Here is a 21,700-nt window from a genome sequence, read left to right on the forward strand (position 1 = left end):
GTCAAGTAATTTTGCCGGCCCCGCCCCTTCGCGTTGCTGCCGACGTACTGCGTACGTCGGCAGCAACGCTACGACAGGCCCGATGCCACTCCCGGGCCGGCAAAATTACTCGACGGCGGTCAGGTCACCTTGGGCGTTGCCGTCACCTTCGCTGGCCGGCTTATTTGAGCGGTTGGTCGTTAATACACCAATCGTCGCAACTAGACTTGTCTGCGAGTCGAAAGAGGTTTGAAAATGTTTGAGTCCGTACAGGGATTGCTTGATGAGCATGCTGCTATTCAGGCGCAGTTGAGTGATCCTGCTGTTTATGCCGATCAGTCTGCTGCCAGGAAGTTGGGGCGGCGGTCTGCTCAGCTTCAGGGCATCGTGGAGGCTTACAACAAGTGGCGCGGGCTCAATGATGATCTGGAAGCCGCACAGTCGATGGCTGATGAGGATCCCGAATTCGCTGCTGAGGTTGTGCAGTTGGAGGAGCAGATTCCCGCAGCCCAGGAGCGGCTGCGCCGTCTTCTGATCCCGCGTGATCCGGATGACGCCCGCAACGTCATCCTTGAAGTGAAGGGTGGCGAAGGTGGCGACGAAGCTGCATTGTTCGCCGGTGACCTTTTGCGGATGTACATGCGCTACGCCGAATCGCGTGGTTGGAAGACCGAAATGATCTCCGCCACCGAATCTGATCTTGGTGGATACAAGGATGTTGCCGTCGCCATAAAGGGCAACTCCAATGACCCCGCGCAGGGCGTCTTTGCCCGTTTGAAGTTTGAAGGCGGCGTCCACCGTGTGCAGCGCGTACCCGTGACGGAATCGCAGGGCCGCATCCACACTTCGGCCGCCGGCGTGCTGGTGCTTCCCGAAGTTGATGAGCCCGAAGAACTTGAGATCAGCCAGAACGACCTCAAGATCGATGTCTACCGTTCATCGGGTCCGGGTGGACAGTCCGTGAACACCACCGACTCCGCTGTTCGCATCACTCACTTGCCTACGGGCATTGTGGTGGCCATGCAGAATGAAAAGTCACAGCTGCAGAACCGCGAGGCCGGCATGCGTGTTCTCCGTGCCCGCCTCTTGGCCCACCAGCAGGAACAAATCGACGCCGCCAACTCCGAACAGCGCAAGTCACAGATCCGCACCATGGACCGTTCGGAGCGCATCCGGACCTACAACTTCCCGGAAAACCGCATTGCTGACCACCGCACCGGCTACAAGGCTTACAACCTTGATGCCGTCATGAACGGTGATCTGGAACCCGTGATCCAGTCAGCCATTGAGGCTGACGAGCAGGCACGCCTGGATGCCATCGGCGAATAACGGCCTTCGCAACAGCATCGCCGGACAAACACAGCAGAGTACACCCATGACGTTTTATCAAGGCCAGAGCCTCGCGGACGCTGTTCGCGAGGCTACTGCCGTCTTATCCGAAGCCGGTGTGCCCAGCCCGCGCGTGGACGCCGAGTTGCTTGCCGATCACCTGCTGGGCGTCGGCCTCGGGCGCCTTCGCGCCATGATGCTCGGCGATACCGCCGCACCCGAGGGCTACCGTGAACTGGTGGAGGAGCGGGCCGGGCGCGTACCGCTGCAGCACATCACCGGCGTCGCATACTTCCGGCACTTGCAGTTGCGCGTTGGGCCGGGCGTTTTCATTCCCCGTCCTGAAACGGAATCGGTTGTTCAGCTGGTCATCGATCACCTCTCAGGAATTCCTGGCCCCAAAGTGGTGGATTTGGGCACAGGGTCCGGCGCAATCGCAGGCTCCATCGCCTATGAGGTCCCGGGGGCTGAGGTTCACGCGGTGGAATACAGCACCCTCGCGCATGCCTGGGCTGCCAGGAACCTCGAACCGCTTGGCGTCGTACTCATTGAAGGCGACCTGCGGGATGCCCTTCCCGAGCACAACGGAACATTCGACGTCGTGGTGTCCAATCCGCCGTACATTCCGGCCGAAGCGATCCCCACAGAGCCTGAAGTTGCTCTGCACGATCCACCGGAGGCGTTGTACGGCGGAGGAGCGGACGGCATGGTACTTCCGACGGCGGCAGCGGCCTCCGCCTCCCGGCTCCTCAAACCCGGTGGTTATTTTGTGATGGAGCACGCGGAAGTCCAAGCTGCGTGGATCGCCGGGATGCTGCAACGAACCGGACGTTGGAACAACATCACCACCCACTACGACCTGAACGGCAAGGAACGTGCCACCAGCGCGATACTGGCAAGCCCGTCTCCTGATGAGTGAAAGAATAGCGCTGTGACCACAACCTATAACTGCACTTCCGAGGACCAGCGGACTGAAGGGCTCCAGCATGCCCAACGCGCGATCAGCGAAAAGAAGTGCGTCGTGCTGCCAACGGACACCGTCTACGGTATTGCTGCAGACGCTTTTTCGCCGTTGGCCGTGACCATGTTGTTGGCCTCCAAAGGGCGCAGCCGGCAGATGCCCCCTCCTGTCCTGATTCCCCGGATCAACGCCTTGGACGGACTTGCCACGGACGTTCCCGCGGATGCCCGGGCGCTGGCTCAGGCTTTTTGGCCCGGTGGTCTCACACTGATCCTGCACGCGCAGCCATCCCTGGACTGGGACCTCGGCGAAACCAAGGGCACCGTTGCCCTCAGGATGCCCGATGACCAGATCGCCTTGGAACTCCTTGGACTCACTGGTCCCTTGGCTGTTTCTTCCGCCAATCGGACGGGTCAGGAAGCGGCGCAGACAGCCTCCGAGGCCCGTCTTCAACTGGCTGAGTCCGTTGAGGTTTATCTTGAAGGCGGCTTCCGTCCGGTCAAGGGCACTGCTGCCTTGCCCTCGACGATCGTCGACGCTACCTCCATTCCTTTCCGCGTAGTGCGCCAAGGAGCCATCGAGCTGGAGCGGCTCCGCGAGATCGTTCCCTCGATCCTCGGGGTTGGAGAAGCTATTCCTGCAGAGTTGCCGGCTGCGGACGACGCGGCAGCTGAAGAACCCCAAGTTGAAGAAGCTGCAGTCGAAGAAGCCGCGGGAGATGCTGTTGCCGAAAGTGCATCAGCGTCTGCCGTTGACGCTGTGGCTCCCCGGGATGAGGCCCCAACAATGGACGACGCGCCGGCCGAAGTGACCGAAGCCGCCGCCGTCGAGGACCCAACCCAAGACACGGTAAAGCCGGAGGCCTCCAGCGAAGCAAAATCCGAATGATCCCGGAGCGCCAACGCGTCCCCGTCCTTGACGTCGACGCCACGCCGATGCGCGTCGACGAGGTTATTGATGCCATGGGCGGGCTGATCGCAGCCGGAACAACCGCCACCGTTCTTGGACACAACCTTCACAGCATCACGTTGTTTCACTCCCGTCCGGATGTCCGTTCTTTGTATGAGAACAGCTCGGTTGTCCTCTTGGACGGAGCTCCGGTAGCGATGCTTTGGGGGTTCGCCCACAAGCGTCAACTCCAATCGCCGGATGAGGGAACCATGGCTTATCGCCTCGGATCCATGGACTGGATCCCGGAGCTGGGGAAGGTCAAGGGGCTGGAGCGGATCGCCGTAGTCGGCGCCGGCCGGACCGCCAATACGAAGGCGGTCGCGAGGTTGCGCTCCATGATTCCCGGTGCAACAGTGGACGGCATGCCCGGTGAGGGGTGGGACAGCGCCCTGGAAGACGGGGTAGTGGACTGGCTAACGGATTTCCGTCCGCAACTGGTGCTGATGGGACTGGGGATGCCCCTTCAGGAGACTGTCCTTCACCGCAGGCTCGCCCATTTGCCCCCTGCCCTTTATTGCGCCGTGGGTGGTGCCATAGAACAGGTTGCGGGCATCCAAAAACTTGCGCCGCGCTGGCTGGGACGCTTAGGACTCGAGTGGGCCTGGCGCCTGCTCCTTCACCCGGACCGCGTGGCCTACAGAGTTTTCGTTGAACCTTGGAAGCTGGCAGGTCTGCTGATCGGACGCCGCTTCCAACCATCCAAGACCAAAGGCAAGTAAATGACGTTCCACCCCGTCGTGGTCGCTGTCGTAGTGACCTATAACCGGCGTGAACTCCTTCAGACCACCCTGGAGGGCATCGCTGCAGGCACTCAGGTGCCGGACGCCGTCGTCATCGTGGACAACGCCTCCACGGACGGAACCGCAGGTTTCCTCCAGCAGTACCAAAGTCCGCTGACCACGGATGTGGTGACGTTGAACACCAACGTGGGCGGTGCAGGTGGTTTCGTCGTCGGCATGGAACGTGCTCTGCTCGACCACGGCGCGGACCATGTGTGGATCATGGACGACGACACCGAACCGCAGCCTGATGCCCTCCGCGAAGCTATGGACATCTCCGAGTCCTACCTCAAGGAAACAGGGGAGGCCCCGGCATTCATCGCAAGCCGTGTGGTGTGGACTGATGGCCGCGACCACCCTATGAACCGCATGCGGCCGCGGATGGGCGCAAGCGAGAACCAGCGCAGCGCCGCAGTCCGGCTGGGTGCAACCCAAATCCGGAGTGCTTCTTTCGTGTCGGTGTTGATTCGTGCTGAGGAGATCAGACAGCACGGCCTGCCCATAGCGGACTACTTCATCTGGAACGACGACCTGGAATACACCGCCAGGATTTCCCGTCGGGGGACCGCATTGGCCACCAACGCGTCGGTGGCCAATCACCACACGAAGGTGTTCGGCGACGCCGGTGCGGATCCGGGTCCGCGCTTCTACTACGAAGTGCGAAACAAGCTCTGGGTCTACACCCGCTCGAACGCTTTGGCGCCGTGGGAGAAGATCTTGTTTACAGGCGCTTCACTGCGCAACTGGACCCGCACGATTGCTGCCTCGCCAAATCGCAAAGTGCTGTTGGCCGGGCTTCTCAAAGGCCTGCGCCACAGCCTGAAAGCCCCACGCTCCAACGCCCAGGTGCTGAACGGGATCTACGCACTGCGTAACGTCCAAGAGCCTGTCAGGTAGCAGTTTCGCGGCTTGAATCCCAGCCAAACACGCTGGGGCTTGGCGGCTGCGTCACAGGGTGGTCACGGCCATTGGCATTAGTATCGTGACTAGAGTCCACAGAAATCCCGCAACATTCGGCACAGCCGGTGCAGGCATGGCGACGGAGTAGTTCCATTTATCCAAAGACAGATTTCCACACCTTGAGCTGCCCACAACCCGACGGCATTCAATCCCGCCGGCTGCATTCGAAGGCCCATTCTTACCATCTGGTGTGCAGGCTGCTCTCCGGGGCCGCCTCATGATCATGTACATGCTGATGGCCCTCACGGCGGCTGTTGTGTCATATGCCGGGACGTGGGGCGCCCGCGTGGTGGGAAACAAGCTGCGGTTGTACCAACCCATCCGTAGCCGTGACATGCACTCGGCCTTGATCTCCAAACTCGGCGGGTTGGGCATTTTTGTGGGCTTCTTCGCCGCGCTGGTGGTGGCGAGCAATTCCTTCTTCGTCAAGGACATTTTCCGGCACAACGATGCCCCTTGGGGGATCCTGGCCGGTGCCGTGGTGATCGTCGCCGTGGGGGTGGCGGATGACATCCTGGACATCCGTTGGTGGATCAAACTGTTGGGCCAGGCCGCAGCTGCCTTCATTGTGGCCGTCTGGGGCGTGCGGATGTCTGTTGTGCCCTTCATCCCGGAACCGATTTTCCTTGAGTCCGAAGTAGTCCAGATTGTGCTGACCGCCATGCTCATTGTCACCACCATGAATGCCGTCAACTTCATTGATGGACTGGACGGATTGGCAGCCGGAGTGGCAATCATCGGGGGCGGAGCCTTCTTCCTCACGGCGTACTGGGTTCACCGGAACAACCCATCCACCGACAACTCAGATCTCGCAACACTCCTGATGGCCATTCTCGTGGGCAGTTGCATCGGGTTCCTGCCGCACAACTGGTTCCCGGCCAAGATCTTCATGGGCGACTCAGGGGCCATGCTTATTGGTTTGCTCATGGCTTCCGCCGGTGTGGTGGCCACGGGGCAGATCGGCTCCGGCCTTTATGACCGCGCCAACGGTATCCCCACCATCGTCCCCATCTTGCTGCCCTTCGCCGTGTTGTCTCTTCCCCTCCTTGATTTGGGGATGGCCGTTGTGCGAAGAACGGCCCGGGGCCAGTCGCCCTGGTCCGCTGACCGCGGGCACCTCCACCACAAATTGGTTGACCTTGGATACTCACACCGCAGCGCCGTCGTCATGCTCTATGTCTGGACGTGCATTCTCGCGTTCGGCGGCGTTGCCTTTGCTGTGTTCCCCTGGCAAATCGTGCTCATTGTCCTCATAGTGGCAGCGCTTGTCATGGCTGCCGTGACCGCGTGGCCCTACTTCACCCGGAAATCGGCGCGGCCGGGGGAGTAGTTGTGACGGCCGGTTATGGTCACAGTTCTATCTCATGTAGAATTCTTTCTGCGGACAGTCACTCGCCCGTAACCCCACTTTGAGAATATGGCACCTGTGCCACGAGGATTGGTATCCCCATGACATCCAACGCCGAAACCGGACGCCCGTCCGGTAGACGTGGTGTTGGATCCGTTGGTAAACCGTCCTCGTTGTGGCTCCGGTTGCTTCTTATCAGCGCCGCAGCAGCAGTGGCAGCCACTGCCATCACTTGCGTGATCGCGGCCTTCATGAACGGCGGGCAGGGGGCGCTATCAGCAGCGTTCGGCGCCGTGCTGGTCATGCTCTTCTTTGGGATCAGCCTTCTGATCGGTCACTTTGTTGGCCGTAACAACCCCTCCGGCGCAGTCGGCCTCTTTGTTGCAACATATTTCATCAAGGTGGTCGGATTTGCCGTTGTGCTGTTTGTACTCGGCGCTCCGGAATGGCTCCACGGCCGGTGGTTCCTCATTGGCGCCGTGGTCACGGTTGTCTTCTGGCAAGCCGCCGAAATCTACGCCTTCAGCAAGGCCCGCCTGCAGATCTACAACGATCCTGATGAGCAGAAAGGTGGCCCGGATGTCTCCGCGTAAGCGCTATTCACGCCCGGCCGCCGATGCTCAGCAAGCTGTCAACCGCGGTGAATCTGCAGAAGCCGGAAACGACGGCGGATACAACGCCGGCATTGCCGTCTTCAGCTACATCATTGGCGGGATCATTGTCTGGAGTTTGATAGGCTGGGGTCTGGATAATCTGTGGGGGACCCGCTGGATTGTGCTCCTTGGCGCTCTGCTGGGAGCCGCAGGAGGGTTCTATCTTTCCCATATGCACGGCCTCACCAGGCAAAGCTCCTCTTCTGGCGAGAGCAACGCAGACAGCGGTCCGTCCACGGACGGGGACAGTAATGCCAAATAATTTCACAAGGAATGCAGATGCGTCCAACGCGTCCAAACTCCAACCAATGCCCAATGATGGACACAGCAGAGAGGAAACGCGTTGATCGCGCTTGCGCTCCCCGCCCAGGATTCGGGGTCATTCACCCCACCCGGAATCGACGAAATGCACCTGCCGGCAATCCTGCCTTGGGGTGCGCACGATGGCTTCTCCAAGCAGATGTTGCTGGTGATCCTTTCGGTCGTCATTATCGCTACATTCTTCATCCTCGCTGCACGTAAGCAGCAGCTGGTTCCCGGCAAGCTGCAGTTCGCAGGCGAGATGGCCTACGGTTTCGTCCGTAACGGCATCGCCAAGGACATCATCGGCGGCAAGGACTTCATCAAGTACGTGCCGCTGCTGTTCAGCCTGTTCTTCTTCATTCTGGTGAACAACATCTACGGCGCCATCCCGGTGATCCAGCTTCCGACCTTCTCGCACGTAGGCGGCGCCTATGTCATGGCCGGAATTGTGTACTTCACCTGGATCATCATCGGCATCAAGAAGAACGGCCTGAAGTACTTCAAGCTCGCCACCGTTCCTTCCGGCGTCCCGTGGTACATCCTGCCCATCGTGGTACCGATCGAAATCATCTCCAACTTCCTGGTCCGCCCGGTCACGCACAGCCTCCGTCTGTTCGCCACCATGCTGGCCGGTCACTTGATCGTCATGCTTGCCGGTTCCGGCATCGAGTTCCTTGTCATGCAGGAGAACGTCCTGCTCAAGGGTGCGTCGGTACTGGTCCTGGTAGGCGCTGTAGCCATGTACATGCTCGAAGCACTGATCATGGCCCTGCAGGCTTACGTGTTCACACTGTTGACCGCGATCTACATCGAAGGCGCCCTGCACGCCGACAGCCACTAAGCTCCCAAAAACTTCCCCTCGCGGGGATGAAGCAACCCAAACAACCTGCCGCACGGGCGGCATCTTGAAAGGAAGAAAAAATGGAAGGCACCATCAACGGCTCCCTCAACCTCATCGGCTACGGTCTCTCGGCCATCGGCGGTGGTATCGGTGTGGGTCTCGTGTTCGCCGCGTACATCAACGGTGTTGCACGTCAGCCGGAAGCTCAGCGTGTGCTGCAGCCGATCGCGTTCCTTGGCCTGGCACTGACTGAAGCTCTTGCCATCCTCGGCCTCGTCTTCGCTTTCGTTCTTTCCTAATAATAAGAACCCAAGCGAATTCGACGCACGAGTAGATAGGACGGGTGAAATATGAATCAGCTGATCATCTCAGCCGCCACTGAAGGCGAAGCGAAGAGCAACCCGCTCGTTCCCAACGTCTGGGAAATGGGCGTAGTCCTCGTCGGCTTTGCGGTCCTCATGTACATCGTGGTCAAGTTTGTTGTCCCGATGTTCGAGAAGACCTTCGCAGAGCGCGCCGAAGCAATCGAAGGTGGCATTGCAAAGGCCGAAGCGGCCCAGGCGGAAGCTTCTGCAGCTCTTGAAGAGTACAAGCAGCAGCTCTCCGATGCCCGTGCCGAAGCCAACCGCATCCGCGAAGAAGCACGCGCCGAGGGCGCACAGATCCTCGCGGACCTGAAGGCAAAGGCTGCAGCAGAGTCTGCACGCATCACCGAGCAGGCACACGCTGCCATCGAATCGGAGCGCCAGGCAGCTGTTGTCTCGCTTCGTTCCGAGGTTGGCACTTTGGCTACCACGCTGGCAGGCCGCATCGTTGGGGAAGCACTCACCGACGACCAGCGCGCCGCACGCGTAGTGGACCGCTTCCTGGCAGATCTGGAGACTCAGAGCGCAGGTGCAGCTAAGTAATGGCAGGTATATCGAGCGAATCGCTGACCACAGCGCTGGCGCAGTTGGAAGCCAAGCTTCCCTTCGCCTCGCTGCAGTTGGCTAAGGACCTCTTCGGAATCCTGGGAACGGTGGACAGCTCGGCTGGCTTGCGCCGCGCCCTGACTGACCCGTCCCGTTCCGGTGACGAGAAGTCGGCGCTGGTCAAGCAGCTGGTTGGCGGAAAAGTCTCCGCTGATGCTGCTGAAATTGCAGGCGGATTGGCCAGCTCGCGCTGGGCATCGGCACGCGATATCGGCGATGCACTCGAGACGCTTGCTGCCACGGTTGTCATTGCCGTAGCTGAAAACAAGTCGGCCGTTTCTGCCTCCGGTATTACGGGGCTGGAAGAGCTGGAAAACGATCTGTTTGCCTTCAACCAGACCGTCGCCTCCAGCCACGAAGTACAACGTGCTCTGTCTGAGCCGCAGGCATCTCCCGCGGCGAAGATTGCACTGGCTGAGAAACTTGTTCCTGGCAGCAGCGAGGAAGCAAAAGTTCTCATCAGCCAGGCAGTTACGCAGCCGCGCGGTGTCAAGCCGAGCAAGCTCGTCGATTCATTCGCCAAGCTTGCAGCCAAGCGTCAGCAGCGCTGGATTGCAACTGTCAGCGTTACCCGTCCGTTGACGGAAACGCAGGCCAGTCGTCTGCAGGCCGGGCTGGATGCCCTGTACGGCCGCGAACTGAAGGTCAACCTCAATGTAGACCCCGCACTGATCGGTGGAATCCGGGTCCAGGTGGGTGACGAAGTGCTTGACGCTTCGGTTATCGCCCGTCTGACCGAACTCCGCCGCCAGCTCGCTGGCTAGCGAAGACAAAGCACAACTTAACTGATATAAAACCCGGTCATCGTGAGCAACGATGATCACGAAAACAGGAGAGCAGGGACTGCAGATGGCCGAATTGACCATCAACGCCGACGACGTCCGTAATGCGTTGAACGAGTTCGCGGCGTCCTACGAACCCGGTAACGCAGAGCGCGTAGAGGTTGGTCGTGTGACCACCGCAAGTGACGGCATCGCCCGTGTTGAGGGTCTTCCCTCGGTCATGGCGAACGAGCTGCTTCGCTTCGAAGATGGCACGCTGGGCCTGGCCCAGAACCTTGACGTCCGCGAGATCGGTGTCATTATCCTCGGTGACTTCACCGGTATTGAAGAAGGCCAGGAAGTTCACCGCACCGGTGAGATCCTGTCCGTTCCGGTTGGCGACGCCTTCCTGGGTCGCGTTGTCGACCCCCTGGGCCAGCCCATCGATGACCTCGGCGAGATCAAGGCCGAGGCCACCCGTGCACTGGAACTTCAGGCTCCGGGCGTTACCGAACGCAAGTCGGTTCACGAACCGATGCAGACCGGCCTCAAGGCTATCGACGCCATGATTCCGATCGGCCGCGGCCAGCGTCAGCTGATCATTGGTGACCGCCAGACCGGCAAGACTGCCATCGCTGTGGACACCATCATCAACCAGAAGGCCAACTGGGCTTCGGGAGATGTCACCAAGCAGGTACGTTGCGTCTACGTTGGTGTTGGCCAGAAGGCTTCCACCATTGCAGCCGTCCGTCAGACCCTCGAGGACCACGGCGCACTGGAGTACACCACCATCGTGGCGTCCCCTGCCTCTGACCCCGCTGGCTTCAAGTACTTGGCACCGTATGCAGGTTCGGCCATCGGCCAGCACTGGATGTACGGCGGCAAGCACGTTCTGGTGATCTTCGATGACCTGTCCAAGCAGGCCGAAGCCTACCGCGCCGTTTCCCTGCTTCTTCGTCGTCCGCCGGGACGCGAAGCATACCCGGGTGACGTTTTCTACTTGCACTCCCGCCTGCTGGAGCGTTGTGCCAAGCTCTCCGACGAGCTCGGTGCGGGTTCGATGACCGGTCTTCCGATCGTCGAAACCAAGGCAAACGACGTCTCCGCTTACATCCCCACCAACGTGATCTCCATTACCGATGGTCAGATCTTCCTCCAGTCGGATCTCTTCAACGCCAACCAGCGTCCCGCTGTTGACGTTGGTGTGTCTGTCTCCCGCGTTGGTGGCGCTGCACAGGTCAAGTCCATGAAGAAGGTCTCCGGTACCTTGAAGTTGGACTTGGCTCAGTACCGCGACATGCAGGCATTCGCCATGTTCGCCTCTGACCTGGATGCTGCTTCCCGTCAGCAGCTGACCCGTGGTGCACGCCTGATGGAACTGCTGAAGCAGGGCCAGTACTCACCGTTCCCTGTTGAGAACCAGGTTGTTTCCATCTGGGCCGGCACCAACGGTTACTTGGACGACGTTCCGGTTGAGGACATCAGCCGCTTCGAGTCCGAGTTCCTGGAGCACCTCACGCACAAGTCCTCAATCCTGACCACGCTGGCTCAGACCAACGTCCTGGATGACGACACCGCTGCAGCTTTGAAGGAAGCCATTGTTTCCTTCAAGAAGGGCTTCTTCGGCGAGGGCGACAACCACTTGGTTGGCGCTGGCCACGAGGAGCACGCAGCGATCTCCGGCGGCGACGTCGACCAGGAAAAGATCGTCAAGCAGAAGCGCTAGTTCCGATCACCTGCTCTGCCGGGGTCCGCACGGGCCCCGGCAGGGCAGCACATCGGAAACTTAGGAAAGGATAAGTATGGGAGCCCAGATTCGGGTCTACCGTCAGAAGATCAGCTCGACGACGTCGATGCGCAAGATCTTCAAGGCGATGGAACTGATCGCTACCTCGCGCATCGGTAAGGCCCGCGCCCGCGTAGCAGCTTCACTGCCTTACGCGAACGCGATTACCCGCGCCGTTTCTGCTGTCGCAACTCAGAGCGAAATCGACCACCCGCTGACCACCGAGCCGGAGCAGATCCGCCGCGCCGCAGTCCTGATCATTACATCGGACCGCGGCCTTGCAGGATCCTACTCCGCGAGCGTGCTCAAGCAGGCTGAAGGTCTCACCGAGCTTCTTCACGCAGAAGGCAAGGAAGTCAAGGCGTACCTGGTTGGCCGCAAGGCGCAGGCGTACTTCGATTTCCGCAACCGGTCCTACGCCCGCGTATGGACTGGTGGCACGGACGCACCGGAATTCGAAACCGCGCAGGAAGTCGGAGCTGCACTTCTTGAAGACTTCTCCACTGACTTCGAAGAGGGCGGCGTGGACGAGATCCACGTTGTTTACACCCGCTTCAAGTCCATGGTGACGCAGGAGCCCACGGTTATCCGTTTGCTCCCGCTGGAGGTCGTAGAAGAGGAAGCAGCCTCGGAGTCCGAGCTGTTGCCGTTGTACGAATTTGAACCGGAAACAGAGCAGGTGCTCGACGCACTGCTTCCGCGTTACATCGAGTCCCGCATCTTCGCAGCCATGCTGCAGGCCGCAGCTTCCGAGCTCGCGGCCCGCCAGCGCGCTATGAAGTCGGCCGGTGACAACGCTACCGATTTGATCAAGAAGTACACGCGCCTTCGCAACACGGCCCGCCAGGCCGAGATTACGCAGGAGCTTTCCGAAATCGTGGCCGGCGCAGACGCCCTCGCGTCCTAGCCTGCAACGGATTCGGCTCGAAGCCGCACCTGCACCAAACAGATAAACTTAAATCCACGCCATCTACTGAGTGAAGTGAGAGAGATGACTGCCACTGCTACCGAACACGTAGCTACGGCCGGTGCCACCGGCCGCATTGCCCGTGTTATTGGTCCGGTTGTCGACGTCGAATTCCCGGCTGACGCAATCCCCTCGATTTACAACGCTCTGACCACTGAGATTACTCTCAACGGCCAGACGAAGACCATCACGTTCGAGACCTCCCAGCACTTGGGTGACAACCTTGTTCGCGCCATCTCCCTGCAGGCAACCGACGGTCTTGTCCGCGGCACCACCGTGCGGGACTCCGGTGCTCCCATCTCCGTGCCTGTCGGCGACGGCGTCAAGGGCCACATCTTCAACGTTCTCGGCAAGCCGCTGGACGTCGACGAGTCCGAGATCAAGGCAGACGCCTACTGGCCGATCCACCGCAAGGCTCCGTCCTTCGCTTCCCTCGAGGGCTCCACGGAGATGCTCGAGACCGGCATCAAGGTCATCGACCTTCTCACCCCGTACATCAAGGGTGGAAAGATCGGCCTGTTCGGCGGCGCCGGCGTTGGCAAGACCGTTCTGATCCAGGAAATGATCACCCGTGTTGCCCGTAACTTCGGTGGTACTTCTGTATTCGCCGGTGTTGGCGAGCGTACCCGTGAAGGTAACGACCTCTGGGTTGAAATGGAAGAGGCAGGTGTTCTTAAGGACACTGCCCTTGTCTTCGGTCAGATGGATGAGCCGCCGGGAACGCGTCTTCGCGTGGCCCTGTCTGCACTGACCATGGCGGAGTACTTCCGCGATGTCCAGAACCAGGACGTGTTGCTCTTCATCGACAACATCTTCCGCTTCACGCAGGCAGGTTCGGAAGTTTCCACGCTGCTCGGCCGTATGCCGTCCGCTGTGGGTTACCAGCCGAACCTTGCTGACGAGATGGGTCTGCTCCAGGAGCGCATCACCTCCACCAAGGGTCACTCCATCACGTCGATGCAGGCCATCTACGTGCCGGCTGATGACTACACCGACCCGGCTCCGGCAACGACCTTCGCACACCTCGACGCGACCACGGAACTTTCCCGTGAAATCGCCTCCCGTGGTTTGTACCCGGCCGTTGACCCACTGACGTCCACGTCCCGTATTCTGGATCCCCAGTACATCGGCAAGGATCACTACAACACGGCTGTCCGTGTTAAGCAGATCCTGCAGAAGAACAAGGAACTCCAGGACATCATCGCCATCCTCGGTGTTGACGAACTGTCTGAAGAGGACAAGATCGTCGTTTCGCGTGCACGTCGTATCCAGCAGTTCCTCTCACAGAACACCTACACCGCTAAGCAGTTCACCGGCGTCGAGGGCTCCACCGTGTCCATCAAGGACACTGTTGAAGGCTTCACGGCCATCTGTGACGGCGAGCTGGACCACATCGCAGAGCAGGCGTTCTTCAACGTCGGCGGCCTGGATGACGTCGAGCGTCAGTGGGCCAAGATCCAGGAACAGACCAAGTAGTATGGCTGAGCTCGAGGTTGAGATTGTCGCAGCGGACCACTTCGTGTGGTCCGGTGCGGCCAAGATGGTGAAGGCCCGCACCAGTGATGGTGAAATCGGAATCCTGCCGGGCCACGCGCCCCTTCTGGCCATCATGGCCGCGGGCGAGCTGGCAATCCAGCCGGTTTCCGGTGATCGCATTGCAGTGGTTGTTGACGGCGGATTCTTCTCCGTCGACAACGATCGCGTGGTGATTGTTGCTGACAACGCCAAATTGGGCGAAGCGGCTACAGCGGGGATCCGATAGCACGACCTTGATGGACGATTCCCTTATTCCGTTCATCGCCCTGGCAACAGCGTTTACGTTGCTGATCATTTCACTGTGCCTTTTCGGGGTGCGCCGCTTCAATCTGCGGCGCGCCCTGGGCACGGTCGACGCCTCCATTTGCATGGCTGGAAACAGCTGGCAGATGGGGGTTTGTCGTTATCAGGACAACGAACTCGAGTGGTTCCGCCTGATGTCTCTGAGCGTCATCCCCAAGCACAAGTTCACGCGCAGTTCCCTTGAATTGCTGGGGCGCCGCCAGCCCACGGAAGATGAGCTAGTACGGATTCAGCCTGGCGTCGTGGTGGTTGAACTGCAGTATGAAGGCAAGAAGTTCATGCTCGCAATGAACTTCGATGCCTACGCCGGTTTGTCGTCCTGGCTCGAAGCAGGGCCGGTCATCGGCGTCGGAACCTGGCGTTAGGCGCCATGGATTTTCTTTCGGACGTCAGCCTCGTTGATGGGCCGTTCCTCTGGTTCAGCATCGTCTGTGGTGCGGCCGGCGGTGCCTACCTCCTATGGAGGCGACGACGTTCCTGGCTGCTGCTCGTACCCGCCAGCCTGCTGGCGGCGATAGGTGTAGTGGCCCTTATTCACTGGATCGTTGTGGATCTAATGGCCACATATTCGGAGAATCTGCCGTTTCAGACTGTTGCCTGGGCGGTCCCGGCTGTCGCTGCCCTTTTCCTGTGCCTTGCGCGGTTCCCCCGAAACTCATGGCGAGGCCGCACCCTCAGTGTTGCGGCGATGCTCGGGGTTCTGCTGTTATCCGTAGTCCAAATAAACCTCTATTTCGGTCTGAACAACACGGTCTCGGACCTGTTGGGCACTGCGGTGGCGCGCATACAACCACTCGAGGCGAGCCTCAAACGCACTCCGGATGCAAAGCCCGGCCCTGCACTGACTGCATGGAAAGCCCCGGACTCCATGCCCCGGAACGGCATTCTGCGCAAAGTTGACATTCCCGGTACGGCGTCTGGCTTTGGCGCACGCGAAGGATACATTTACTTACCGCCCGCCTATCAGACCGAACAGCGTCCAACTTTGCCCGTGCTTGTACTCTTCGCTGGTCAACCAGGCGGTCCTGCGGATTGGCTGACTGGTGGCCAGCTCCGTTCGCTTCTGGACCAGTTCGCTCAAACCCATCAGGGGATCGCCCCTGTCACAGTGGTTGTGGATCCCAACGGCTCAGCCAATGCCAACACCATGTGCATGGACAGCAATATAGCTTCCGTGGATACCTATCTTTCCCGGGACGTGCCAACCTGGATCACTGAGACGTTGGATGTCTCGAGTGATCACCAGCAGTGGGCCGTAGGCGGATTCTCCTTCGGCGGCACGTGCGCCATGCAGATGGGAACCTCCCACCCGGACCTGTTTGCGTCCATTCTTCCCTTCGCTGCTGAGAGGGAACCCGCTCTCGCCAAGGACAGAAACAAGACCATCTCGGACTCGTTTGACGGTGATGTCGAAGCCTTTGAGTCCCGGACACCTTTGGTGCTGATGCAGCAACGCGACTTTTCCGGAAGTGGTGTGTACTTGGTTTCAGGTGAGGCTGATCATGAGTTCACCAACTACATGCATGAGCTTGCTGACGCTGCCGCAAACGCAGGCTTTGAAACCCAAGAACATTCCATTCCTCAGGCCGGGCACTCTTGGGACGCAGTGATACGCGGCATGCCCGGGGGACTCGATTTTCTGGCCGCCCGGTGGGGGTTGCCGCGGTGAGCCTTGCCCTCAAAGGCGTGATCCAACCTGCGTTGGGGCAAGCGGGAAGGCACTTGCGATCAACGCCCTTCACGTTGGTGGTTCTGGCTTTATTTGTCGGCCTGTCTTTGGTGTCCACAAGCGTCCTGACGGGTCCTCCGCAGCTGTGGCTCCCCTTTGCCAGTGTCTCGCTGGAGGGGTTGCGATCCGGGGAATGGTGGTCTATTTGGACGTCACTGTTCTTTACCACCAATCCGTTGGCTTATGTCACAGCGGTCCTGATGATTCTGTTCCTCCTTGGCTTGGCGGAGCGACACCTGGGCTCCCTCCGGACGGCGGGGGTGTTCTTCGGCGGCCAGTTCGCGTGCGTATCGGCCCTCCTCCTGGTAACTCAAGTTGCCCAATACCTCGGCGACGGTTGGCTTTCGGGGATGGCTGACATCCGCCTGATCGGCCCTTACGGCGCAGTCCTCGCCACCGTTTTGGCTGCTAGCGCGCTCCTGCCCACCTTGTGGCAGCGGCGCCTGAGGACAGTGGTGCTCGCCATTTCCTTGCTGTTGGTTCTGTACGTAGGGCACGCAGAGACAGTGGTTGGCTTCTTGGGTGCTCTGATTGGCTTGCTCACCGGCTGGTGGATGCAAAGCAGTCAAGGCCGTCTCCACCTACCCAGGTCAACCAGCAGGGAAATCCGGAACCTTCTTTCACTGACCATGGCAATTTTCGCCGTGGGACCCATGGTGACCGCTGCGGCCAAAAGCCCATCCGGACCTTTGGCTCTGTTGCGGGACGTCATACTCAACCCGCTGCCCACCCTGAGCCAGCTGGAGAGCAATTGCGGGGGAACCATCGACGTTGCCTGCCTGGAGGCTGCCCGTCAAAACTACACAGGCCCGTTCGGATTGGCACTGGCTGTGGTTCCTGTCGTATTGCTCCTCATTTGTGCCGATGGCATGAGGCGGGGACGCCGGTTGGCGTTGGGAATCGCCATCGGCGTGCAGTTGGTGGTGGTGGTGTTGTCCACGGTCTACCTTGGGCTCTTTGCCGGCATTCCGCGGGCGGCAGGACGAGCACATGGGGGCATGCTTAATTCGGCCGTGGTTCATATCATTCCGTTGGTCCTGGTTCCTCTAGCCCTGGCGCTGCTCCTGTTTGCGTACCGGGGTCATTTCCGCGTAGAGACCTCGGATCGTCTCCGCCGGAAGATGTTCTGGCTGGTCGGGCTGACCGGGGGAGGCCTGGGCATGGCCTACACAGTGGTGTGGTTGGCCTCCGGCGGATTGGTTCGCGACGGCGGCCTGCTGGGTTTGGCGGCAGAACTTGCCAGGCAGTATCTCCCTGTTCCCCTTCCCGGCGTTTACCGTAAGGTCTTCGCCGAGCGCGATGTGCTGGAAGTCTTCCTCTTTTCCTTTTCGGGCACCTTGTTTTGGCTCGTAGCCTTAATAGGTGTGTGGGTGCTCCTGGTCCGTGGACATCACACAGGCGGGCTCGACAGTCAGTCGTGTCAGATGGCCCGTGCCCTGGTGAAACGGGGCGGAGATTCACTTTCATGGATGTCGCTTTGGGAACCGAACAAGTACTGGTTTACCCCCGACGGCGGCGGGGGAGTGGCCTACCAACAGCACAGCCATGTGGCGTTGACTTTAGCCGGTCCTTTCGGAGCGCGGCAGCATCATGAACTCACCGCCAAAGGGTTCCTGGATTACTGCTCCCAACAGGCGTTGACGCCTTGCCTCTACTCCTGCACCGACGAGCTCTGGCCCATGCTTCAAGCACGCGGATTCCGCCGTGTTTCGGTTGCCCAGGAGACCCGACTTCGAATCAGGGGCTTGGAGTTCAGGGGCAAGGAGTGGCAGAACGTCAGAACGTCCCTTAACCGCGCCGCAAAGATGGGTATCACGACGAGCTGGGGCAGATACTCCGAGCTCCCGCACGGGATACGTGCCCAGGTGAGTGAGGTCTCGGAAGAGTGGGTAGCCCAAAAGCGCATCCCGGAGATGGGCTTCACCATGGGCGGACTGGACGAGTTGGATGATGACGACGTCCTGTGCTGCGTTGCTGTGGATGGCGCGGGCCTCGTTTATGGCGTGACCAGTTGGCTACCCGTTTATGAAGACGGCGTGGTTGTCAGTTGGACGCTGGACTTTATGCGGCGCCGAGGTGATGCTTTCCCGGGGGTTATGGAGTTCCTGATCGCCTCCGCCGTTTTGCACTTGAGGGATTCTGTGGAACTGATTTCGTTGTCCGGGTCGCCGCTGGCCCGTGAAGAGGGTGAAATAGACCAGCGGGCCAATGGCTTGGCCGGAATACTTCAGGTGGTGGGCCAGGCCTTGGAACCCGTTTACGGATTCAGGTCGCTTGCGTCTTTCAAGTCTAGATTCCAACCCGAGTACAGAACGCTCTACATGTATTACCAAGACCCGTTGCATCTTCCCGCAATAGGACGCGCGCTCAGCAGAGCGTACCTTCCCGGATTGTCAGTCCGGCATTCCGCTAGGCTCCTCCGGAGCTTGGTCGGTTGAATTGTCAACGCCTATTCGGAGGGCCCTTTTGGTATTTCTTCATGGTTAGTAATAGATGGTGTTGAGAAGCCGCAGATGACGGCATGGATTCTTGACATTAAGACACGTTGACCCCGGCTGGAAAGCCGGGGTCAACGTGTTTGTTGTCTCTGCAAGAGCAGAGATCAACGGGTAGAACTAGACGACCGTAACGCCGGTTGCCTGGGGACCCTTGGCGCCCTGACCGATCTCGAACTGAACGCGCTGGTTCTCATCGAGGGTCTTGAAGCCACCGGTCTGGATCTCGGAGTAGTGAACGAAAACGTCCCCATCCGCGTCATCCGGGGTGATGAAGCCGAAGCCCTTTTCGGCGTTGAACCACTTGACGGTTCCCAGTGCCATGTATATCTCCTCATTGTGGAACATCAGTCCGATACACCTCGTACCGGGTTTGTTACTCCGCGAGAAGACCTGAATATCAATCGAGCCGGGGCTTGAGTGATTCGCAGGAGCTTCACGCTCGCAACTGGTCTTGCGAGCATGAAAAACACCTACACAAAGACTGCTATAACACTTTCATGTGCTCTGCCGGAGGTCAACGGTCTTTCGCCCAATTCAGGAAAAATTTCGGTAAAAAGAAGGTAACGCCCGTCTACGGAATTCACCAGGGTCCTTTTCCAATGCACCCGGAACAACCCGGAGAACAAGGCAACCGGCACGCCGGCGAAACTAAGACAACCACTGCCCATTGCGCATTACGCCGGTCAGTTCCAGGTCCTCGTTGGTGACAACTACATCAGCCCGAAGTCCCCGGCGGAGGCCACCGATTTCATCAGATAGTCCCAGGACCGCGGCGGGGACCGCCGTCGCCGAGCAAATCGCATCGGAAAGTCCGACGCCGGCCGCCACAGTTTTGCTGACGACTTCCAGAAGGGTGGAGGTGCCTCCGGCGATGGACCCGGTGGCATCGAGGGTGGCTACGCCGTCGCTGACGGTGACGGGGGACGGGCCGAGCATGTAGCTGCCATCGGATAATCCTGCGGCAGCCATGGAATCGGTGACCAGAACGATGTTTCCGGCGCCCACCAACTGGAAGACCGTTGCCACGGTGCTCGGGTCCAAGTGGGTTCCGTCGGCAATCAGTTCAACAACCGCTTTTCCCTCTTGGGCCATACGCAGACATGCCGCAACGGGACCTGGGGAGCGGTGATGCAGGGGCGGCATCCCATTAAAAAGGTGAGTGACGGTGGGGAGCGAGCTGACGCCGTCGAACCCTGCTGACTCGAGTCCCTCGCGGGCGGCAGCCAGCGAAGCCGCAGCCGTGGCGTCGTCGCAGTCAGTATGACCCAAGGAGGGCGTAACGCCATGGGAGGTCATCAGGTCCACCAAGGCAGCCGCGCCAGGCAACTCCGGGGCATAGGTCATGGTGGCCAGCTTGCCGGCCGCAGCACCCACCAGCTCGTCCATAAGTTCCAGGTCCGGTTCCAGGAGGTAGTCCGGGTTCTGTGCCCCGCAGCGGGCATGCGAAAGGAACGGGCCTTCAAGGTGAATGCCGGCTACGAGCCCCTCGTCCACAAGCTTCACGTAGAGCTCGATCCCGCGGAGGAGATCTTCCCGAGGAGCGGTGACCATGCTTGCCAGGAACGTGGTTGTACCTGATCGATGAAGGAACTCCACGGCCTTGCGCGCCGAAGCTTCCTCACCGCCAGGGAAGTCGCCACCGTTGCCGCCGTGGCAGTGCACGTCAACAAGGCCGGGGAAGAGGTAACTGCCAGTGGGAATGCCCAAGCGGATTGCGCTGTGAAAACCCTCGAACTCTTCTGGATCGAAGCTACTCGCGGGCCCTGCATAGGCGATCCTGTCGCCTTCAACGGCAACCAGGCCGTCTTCCACCACCTCGCCGTCGCTGACAAGCGTTCCTCGGATGATCTGATGGCTCGGAGCGGAGGAGGAGGGAAAAGGCGATGCAGCAGTCATGGTTTTGATTCTAGTGGCCTGCGGCACACTCGCTCGAAGGTGGGAACTTAGAAGAGCCGTGACTCGCTGTCATCCACGCCGCGCATGGCGTCATAATCCAGCGTGACGCAATCGATGCCGCGGTCGTTGGCAAGTACCTTTGCTTGGGGTTTGATCTGTTGCGCTGCGAAGATCCCCCGCACCGGTGCGAGCAGGGGGTCGCGGTTGAGGAGTTCGAGGTAGCGCGTGAGCTGTTCGACGCCGTCGATGTCCCCACGGCGTTTCAGCTCGATGGCAACGGTGGCACCGTCAGCGTCCCTGGCCAGGATGTCCACGGGGCCGATAGCGGTGAAGTACTCGCGTCTTATAAGGGAGTAGCCGGACCCCAGCAGCTCGATTTGCTCGGCCAGCAGCCTCTGGAGATCTGCTTCGACGCCGTCCTTGATCAGACCGGGGTCGGTGCCGAGCTCATGTGAGGTGTCATGTAGTTGCTCGTAGATGTTGATGATGAGGCGATCATCCGTTTTGGCGGACTGAACGGTCCACTGTTCCACCACGCCTTCCTCCACTTCGGTCTCCTCAGGCGAGGTCACCCGAAGGGTGGCAGGGGGGCTCATCCAGTTCAGCGGCTTGTAGGAGCCGCCGTCGGAGTGCACCAGCACCGAACCATCCGCCTTGACCAGCAAAAGCCGGGTAGCGAGGGGTAGATGGGCCTTGAGGCGGCCAACGTAATCAACAGAACAACGGGCTATGACGAGTCGCACCCGCCCCACATTACCGCCTGCGACCGGATGGCTGGGGCAGAATGGAGGCATGCCCCGCTCCAACCGTCCTCGTCGCAACGCGTCCAGCGCACGCTCCGGCAACACCGGCGGCAAGTGGACGGTACCGACACCGGAGCTGGACCTTGAACGGGCCCGCGGCGGAATCGCCAGACGGGAAAGCGCCCCGGATGGTGACTGGATAGTACGTACCATGACGGCCAAGAAGGCGGAAAAGCAGTACATCTGCCCTGGTTGTTCCACCGCGATCCTGCCCGGCATAGCCCATTTGGTGGTGTGGTCGGACAACCACCTGTTCGGACAAGCTGCGGGCCTGGCGGAGCGCCGGCACTGGCATACCAACTGCTGGGCATCCCGGACGTACCGCTACCGCTGATTCCCTTAGGCT

The 21,700-nt window shown here is 60.1% G+C and carries 23 protein-coding genes; 20 read left to right on the forward strand and 3 right to left on the reverse strand.

Features of this window, described 5'->3' with window-relative positions; genetic code table 11:
* Positions 1 to 234: 234 nt before the first annotated feature.
* From prfA to J7I86_RS10035, 19 genes are all read left to right on the forward strand, one after another.
* On the forward strand, positions 235 to 1,308 hold the full coding sequence (gene prfA, locus J7I86_RS09945) for a peptide chain release factor 1 (RefSeq protein ID WP_214819302.1): 1,074 nt from the start codon (positions 235 to 237) through the stop codon (positions 1,306 to 1,308).
* 46 nt (positions 1,309 to 1,354) lie between these two features.
* Entirely contained in the window at positions 1,355 to 2,227 is an 873-nt protein-coding gene (gene prmC / locus J7I86_RS09950; RefSeq protein ID WP_214819304.1) for a peptide chain release factor N(5)-glutamine methyltransferase, read from the forward strand.
* Between the two features lie 12 nt (positions 2,228 to 2,239).
* Positions 2,240 to 3,157 carry an L-threonylcarbamoyladenylate synthase gene (locus tag J7I86_RS09955; protein ID WP_214819306.1) on the forward strand — a complete coding sequence of 306 codons (918 nt, stop codon included), beginning with the start codon at positions 2,240 to 2,242 and terminating at the stop codon, positions 3,155 to 3,157.
* Positions 3,154 to 3,939, forward strand: a complete 786-nt coding sequence (locus J7I86_RS09960; RefSeq protein ID WP_214819308.1) for a WecB/TagA/CpsF family glycosyltransferase — start codon at positions 3,154 to 3,156, stop codon at positions 3,937 to 3,939. Before J7I86_RS09955 ends, J7I86_RS09960 begins: the two co-directional genes overlap by 4 nt.
* Complete coding sequence (locus tag J7I86_RS09965) at positions 3,940 to 4,896, forward strand: glycosyltransferase (RefSeq protein WP_214819310.1); 957 nt, start codon at positions 3,940 to 3,942, stop codon at positions 4,894 to 4,896.
* Positions 4,897 to 5,176: 280 nt separating this feature from the next.
* Entirely contained in the window at positions 5,177 to 6,289 is a 1,113-nt protein-coding gene (locus J7I86_RS09970) for an MraY family glycosyltransferase (protein ID WP_214819653.1), read from the forward strand.
* 119 nt (positions 6,290 to 6,408) lie between these two features.
* Positions 6,409 to 6,900 (forward strand): hypothetical protein, encoded by a 492-nt coding sequence (locus tag J7I86_RS09975; protein WP_214819312.1) that lies wholly within the window; start codon positions 6,409 to 6,411, stop codon positions 6,898 to 6,900.
* On the forward strand, positions 6,887 to 7,222 hold the full coding sequence (locus tag J7I86_RS09980; RefSeq protein WP_214819314.1) for a hypothetical protein: 336 nt from the start codon (positions 6,887 to 6,889) through the stop codon (positions 7,220 to 7,222). Before J7I86_RS09975 ends, J7I86_RS09980 begins: the two co-directional genes overlap by 14 nt.
* A gap of 81 nt (positions 7,223 to 7,303) precedes the next feature.
* Entirely contained in the window at positions 7,304 to 8,104 is an 801-nt protein-coding gene (atpB, locus tag J7I86_RS09985) for a F0F1 ATP synthase subunit A (protein ID WP_214819316.1), read from the forward strand.
* A gap of 80 nt (positions 8,105 to 8,184) precedes the next feature.
* Positions 8,185 to 8,403, forward strand: coding sequence for an ATP synthase F0 subunit C (gene atpE, locus J7I86_RS09990; RefSeq protein WP_011775261.1), 219 nt, complete (start codon positions 8,185 to 8,187; stop codon positions 8,401 to 8,403).
* A 51-nt stretch (positions 8,404 to 8,454) separates the two neighbouring features.
* Complete coding sequence (locus tag J7I86_RS09995) at positions 8,455 to 9,012, forward strand: F0F1 ATP synthase subunit B (protein WP_214819318.1); 558 nt, start codon at positions 8,455 to 8,457, stop codon at positions 9,010 to 9,012.
* Complete coding sequence (locus tag J7I86_RS10000; protein WP_214819320.1) at positions 9,012 to 9,839, forward strand: F0F1 ATP synthase subunit delta; 828 nt, start codon at positions 9,012 to 9,014, stop codon at positions 9,837 to 9,839. Before J7I86_RS09995 ends, J7I86_RS10000 begins: the two co-directional genes overlap by 1 nt.
* Positions 9,840 to 9,924: 85 nt before the next feature.
* On the forward strand, positions 9,925 to 11,562 hold the full coding sequence (atpA, locus tag J7I86_RS10005; RefSeq protein WP_011775259.1) for a F0F1 ATP synthase subunit alpha: 1,638 nt from the start codon (positions 9,925 to 9,927) through the stop codon (positions 11,560 to 11,562).
* Between the two features lie 76 nt (positions 11,563 to 11,638).
* Entirely contained in the window at positions 11,639 to 12,529 is an 891-nt protein-coding gene (locus J7I86_RS10010; RefSeq protein ID WP_011775258.1) for a F0F1 ATP synthase subunit gamma, read from the forward strand.
* A gap of 84 nt (positions 12,530 to 12,613) precedes the next feature.
* Positions 12,614 to 14,065 carry a F0F1 ATP synthase subunit beta gene (gene atpD, locus J7I86_RS10015; protein ID WP_024817280.1) on the forward strand — a complete coding sequence of 484 codons (1,452 nt, stop codon included), beginning with the start codon at positions 12,614 to 12,616 and terminating at the stop codon, positions 14,063 to 14,065.
* A 1-nt stretch (position 14,066) separates the two neighbouring features.
* Positions 14,067 to 14,351, forward strand: a complete 285-nt coding sequence (locus J7I86_RS10020) for a F0F1 ATP synthase subunit epsilon (RefSeq protein WP_024817279.1) — start codon at positions 14,067 to 14,069, stop codon at positions 14,349 to 14,351.
* Between the two features lie 10 nt (positions 14,352 to 14,361).
* Complete coding sequence (locus tag J7I86_RS10025; protein ID WP_024817278.1) at positions 14,362 to 14,793, forward strand: DUF2550 domain-containing protein; 432 nt, start codon at positions 14,362 to 14,364, stop codon at positions 14,791 to 14,793.
* A 5-nt stretch (positions 14,794 to 14,798) separates the two neighbouring features.
* Positions 14,799 to 16,097 (forward strand): alpha/beta hydrolase family protein, encoded by a 1,299-nt coding sequence (locus J7I86_RS10030; protein ID WP_214819322.1) that lies wholly within the window; start codon positions 14,799 to 14,801, stop codon positions 16,095 to 16,097.
* Complete coding sequence (locus J7I86_RS10035; RefSeq protein WP_214819324.1) at positions 16,079 to 18,595, forward strand: DUF2156 domain-containing protein; 2,517 nt, start codon at positions 16,079 to 16,081, stop codon at positions 18,593 to 18,595. Before J7I86_RS10030 ends, J7I86_RS10035 begins: the two co-directional genes overlap by 19 nt.
* 177 nt (positions 18,596 to 18,772) lie before the next feature.
* Here J7I86_RS10035 and J7I86_RS10040 read toward each other — a convergent pair whose 3' ends face one another.
* From J7I86_RS10040 to nucS, 3 genes are all read right to left on the reverse strand, one after another.
* Positions 18,773 to 18,976 carry a cold-shock protein gene (locus tag J7I86_RS10040; RefSeq protein WP_017199737.1) on the reverse strand — a complete coding sequence of 68 codons (204 nt, stop codon included), beginning with the start codon at positions 18,974 to 18,976 and terminating at the stop codon, positions 18,773 to 18,775.
* Positions 18,977 to 19,303: 327 nt separating this feature from the next.
* Positions 19,304 to 20,551 carry an N-acetylglucosamine-6-phosphate deacetylase gene (gene nagA, locus J7I86_RS10045; protein ID WP_214819326.1) on the reverse strand — a complete coding sequence of 416 codons (1,248 nt, stop codon included), beginning with the start codon at positions 20,549 to 20,551 and terminating at the stop codon, positions 19,304 to 19,306.
* Between the two features lie 47 nt (positions 20,552 to 20,598).
* Positions 20,599 to 21,294, reverse strand: coding sequence for an endonuclease NucS (nucS, locus tag J7I86_RS10050; RefSeq protein WP_017199739.1), 696 nt, complete (start codon positions 21,292 to 21,294; stop codon positions 20,599 to 20,601).
* Between the two features lie 49 nt (positions 21,295 to 21,343).
* On the opposite strand from nucS, the gene J7I86_RS10055 reads away from it, so the two are divergent.
* Positions 21,344 to 21,688, forward strand: coding sequence for an ATP/GTP-binding protein (locus J7I86_RS10055; protein WP_214819328.1), 345 nt, complete (start codon positions 21,344 to 21,346; stop codon positions 21,686 to 21,688).
* Positions 21,689 to 21,700 lie beyond the last annotated feature (12 nt).

This window comes from Arthrobacter sp. ISL-95 (genome assembly GCF_018613695.1).
Classification (GTDB): domain Bacteria; phylum Actinomycetota; class Actinomycetes; order Actinomycetales; family Micrococcaceae; genus Arthrobacter.

Coding starts and splice junctions, on each gene's coding strand:
- prfA (WP_214819302.1), top strand. CDS start 235: ATGTTTGAGTCCGTACAGGGATTGCTTGATGAGCATGCTGCTATTCAG.
- prmC (WP_214819304.1), top strand. CDS start 1,355: ATGACGTTTTATCAAGGCCAGAGCCTCGCGGACGCTGTTCGCGAGGCT.
- J7I86_RS09960 (WP_214819308.1), top strand. CDS start 3,154: ATGATCCCGGAGCGCCAACGCGTCCCCGTCCTTGACGTCGACGCCACG.
- J7I86_RS09965 (WP_214819310.1), top strand. CDS start 3,940: ATGACGTTCCACCCCGTCGTGGTCGCTGTCGTAGTGACCTATAACCGG.
- J7I86_RS09970 (WP_214819653.1), top strand. CDS start 5,177: ATGATCATGTACATGCTGATGGCCCTCACGGCGGCTGTTGTGTCATAT.
- J7I86_RS09975 (WP_214819312.1), top strand. CDS start 6,409: ATGACATCCAACGCCGAAACCGGACGCCCGTCCGGTAGACGTGGTGTT.
- J7I86_RS09980 (WP_214819314.1), top strand. CDS start 6,887: ATGTCTCCGCGTAAGCGCTATTCACGCCCGGCCGCCGATGCTCAGCAA.
- atpE (WP_011775261.1), top strand. CDS start 8,185: ATGGAAGGCACCATCAACGGCTCCCTCAACCTCATCGGCTACGGTCTC.
- J7I86_RS09995 (WP_214819318.1), top strand. CDS start 8,455: ATGAATCAGCTGATCATCTCAGCCGCCACTGAAGGCGAAGCGAAGAGC.
- J7I86_RS10000 (WP_214819320.1), top strand. CDS start 9,012: ATGGCAGGTATATCGAGCGAATCGCTGACCACAGCGCTGGCGCAGTTG.
- atpA (WP_011775259.1), top strand. CDS start 9,925: ATGGCCGAATTGACCATCAACGCCGACGACGTCCGTAATGCGTTGAAC.
- J7I86_RS10010 (WP_011775258.1), top strand. CDS start 11,639: ATGGGAGCCCAGATTCGGGTCTACCGTCAGAAGATCAGCTCGACGACG.
- atpD (WP_024817280.1), top strand. CDS start 12,614: ATGACTGCCACTGCTACCGAACACGTAGCTACGGCCGGTGCCACCGGC.
- J7I86_RS10020 (WP_024817279.1), top strand. CDS start 14,067: ATGGCTGAGCTCGAGGTTGAGATTGTCGCAGCGGACCACTTCGTGTGG.
- J7I86_RS10025 (WP_024817278.1), top strand. CDS start 14,362: ATGGACGATTCCCTTATTCCGTTCATCGCCCTGGCAACAGCGTTTACG.
- J7I86_RS10030 (WP_214819322.1), top strand. CDS start 14,799: ATGGATTTTCTTTCGGACGTCAGCCTCGTTGATGGGCCGTTCCTCTGG.
- J7I86_RS10040 (WP_017199737.1), bottom strand. CDS start 18,976: ATGGCACTGGGAACCGTCAAGTGGTTCAACGCCGAAAAGGGCTTCGGC.
- nagA (WP_214819326.1), bottom strand. CDS start 20,551: ATGACTGCTGCATCGCCTTTTCCCTCCTCCTCCGCTCCGAGCCATCAG.
- J7I86_RS10055 (WP_214819328.1), top strand. CDS start 21,344: ATGCCCCGCTCCAACCGTCCTCGTCGCAACGCGTCCAGCGCACGCTCC.